4 protein-coding genes and 1 pseudogene are annotated in these 2,063 nt (G+C 41.5%); 2 read left to right on the forward strand and 3 right to left on the reverse strand.

What is annotated here, in order from left to right:
* Both AADEFJLK_RS25735 and AADEFJLK_RS22090 read left to right on the forward strand, forming a co-directional pair.
* Positions 1 to 261 (forward strand): annotated as a pseudogene (locus AADEFJLK_RS25735) (hypothetical protein); the annotation flags it as partial.
* A 64-nt stretch (positions 262 to 325) separates the two neighbouring features.
* On the forward strand, positions 326 to 940 hold the full coding sequence (locus AADEFJLK_RS22090) for an N-6 DNA methylase (protein WP_282957378.1): 615 nt from the start codon (positions 326 to 328) through the stop codon (positions 938 to 940).
* A gap of 52 nt (positions 941 to 992) precedes the next feature.
* On the opposite strand, the gene AADEFJLK_RS22095 is transcribed toward AADEFJLK_RS22090, so the two are convergent.
* From AADEFJLK_RS22095 to AADEFJLK_RS24810, 3 genes are all read right to left on the reverse strand, one after another.
* A complete protein-coding gene (locus AADEFJLK_RS22095; RefSeq protein WP_249028118.1) occupies positions 993 to 1,397 on the reverse strand; it encodes a PIN domain-containing protein in 405 nt (134 codons plus the stop codon).
* A 5-nt stretch (positions 1,398 to 1,402) separates the two neighbouring features.
* Positions 1,403 to 1,651: a hypothetical protein gene (locus AADEFJLK_RS22100; RefSeq protein ID WP_146054706.1), complete on the reverse strand. Its 249-nt coding sequence runs from the start codon at positions 1,649 to 1,651 to the stop codon at positions 1,403 to 1,405.
* A gap of 84 nt (positions 1,652 to 1,735) precedes the next feature.
* On the reverse strand, positions 1,736 to 1,891 hold the full coding sequence (locus tag AADEFJLK_RS24810; RefSeq protein WP_170065221.1) for a hypothetical protein: 156 nt from the start codon (positions 1,889 to 1,891) through the stop codon (positions 1,736 to 1,738).
* Positions 1,892 to 2,063 lie beyond the last annotated feature (172 nt).

Here is a 2,063-nt window from a genome sequence, read left to right on the forward strand (position 1 = left end):
TCAAGCACATCGTTACCGATATGCCTGCATGGCTCGATACCAGGCTCGTGGCTAGCGATTACCTGGGCGGGATTCACACCCGCTAGTTTATGCAGCCTTGCCAGGCCGCAACGGTTAATTAACCCCATGCTGGGGTTCAAAGCCTTCCGTTCCGCGCAGGCCACCCTCGACGGGATAGAAACCGCCCACATGATCCGTAAGGGGCAACTCGCCGGACGGACACTTCCCGCCCACCGACAATTTATCAATTTGGCAGGCTAGTTTTGTCCGCCAATCAGGCCAAACTCAGCTCTTGTAAATATTTGCGACAAAACCACTGGGAAACCTGAATAACGGCCAGTTCTTCACCCCGCACGAAATTTCCCTTTTAATGTCAAAACTGGTTTACGGTGATGTGCTGGAAAACATGACTCAACCCTTTATCACCCTGAGCGAACCCGCTTGCGGTGCAGGTGGGATGGTCTTGGCTTTCGTCAATGAAATGCTCAAAAAAAGCATGAACCCAGCGGAAAAGCTGTTTGTCCAGTGCATTGACATCGACCGCCTCGCCGGATTCATGTGCTACCTACAGCTATCGCTTTGGCACATTCCGGCGGAGGTGATCATCGGCAACACCCTCACCCTGAATTTTCGGGAAGTGTACTACACCCCCGCCTATCACCTGATGGGTTGGAACAATCGGTTAAGGACACGAAGTTTAACCGATGCCATTTCTGGCCTCTTTGGGGCTACTGACGAGCCGGAAACCCCAAAGCCTACCGATGATATTGCCTACGTTAACCAAGAGCCGGAGCCGTCTGAAAGCTTCGCCATTGATCTTGAGCTACCGCCCATAGAACCAATGGCAGACCACAAAAAACCAAAACAAAAGAAGAAACAAAAAGGAGATTCAAATAGTGGCATCCAAGCCGATATGTTCGACTTTGTGATCGACCGTTAAAGAAAGATAAAAAGCCGTTCCGAAAGGAACAGCTTTTTTATTTCCCCACAAATTAATTTTTAATTAATTCCAACAATTCACTTGGACTATAAACAGGCAACAAAGCGGTTTTAAAATCTTTTTTGTTCCTGGTTACAAAACCATCTACATCCATACAGACACCAGACTGATACAAAACGGAATCTTCAAAATCGGAAAAATCTAAAGCCAGTGCTTTTTTAAGAACAAAATGATTAACTTCTGCAATCGAAAATAACTTTAATAGCTTACCAATAGTCACTTTTGAAGTTTCTCTATTGCCTGACTTCGCCAAAAAATAATCTATCGTTGTTATGGTTGTAGCACACAAATAACCTTGAATATTTCCTTTTTCAACTTCACAAAAAAGAATTTCAGAAAGTGCTAAATAAGGTTCACGAGCGAGTAATACATCAAGAACAACATTCGTATCAAACACTATTTTCAAAGATACTTCTCCTCTAAGTGCTTGTTATAATCGCTTTCATCAAGATTACAATTTCGTATAACACCGACCAAAGATTTTGTAATGGGTGTGTCTGTTTGTTCATTTTTTAAAGCGGTATAGCTATTTTGTTGAATTTTATAATCAAGCAAAATTTTTGTAATACCATCCTGAACAAATTTTTTAAAGTCTGGTTTTTCCAATAATTCTTCTGTCAAATTATCGGGTAAATCAATCGTTATTTGCATAATCATTGCCTGTTAAAATTAAAACGGTAGCATGGTATTAGATAGCTGTATTTTTCTTTTGTCATTCTAGTTTTTAAGTTTCAACTAAAAACCCGCCTCGGTCAACTTCTGCTTAATATATTGATCTCTCCTTAGCTCAAACTGAGGAATCTTTTTTATAATCCACATACCATCAAGTTGAACCTCTTCAAGAATTTGGTTTTTAAGTTCTTCTTTTTCGGCATTGCTTAGTGAATTCAAGAATTTTTCTTTTTCTGATCTACCAAACTCTAACGAGAATTTTGATGGTTTTGTCGCAAATATTTACAAGAGCTGAGTTTGGCCTGATTGGCGGACAAAACTAGCCTGCCAAATTGATAAATTGTCGGTGGGCGGGAAGTGTCCGTCCGGCGAGTTGCCCCTTACGGATCAT

The organism is Methylovulum psychrotolerans (assembly GCF_002923755.1).
Classification (GTDB): Bacteria; Pseudomonadota; Gammaproteobacteria; order Methylococcales; family Methylomonadaceae; genus Methylovulum; species Methylovulum psychrotolerans.

Excerpts from the sequence above, each read along its gene's own strand:
- AADEFJLK_RS22100 (WP_146054706.1), bottom strand. The coding sequence starts at position 1,651 with ATGCAAATAACGATTGATTTACCCGATAATTTGACAGAAGAATTATTG.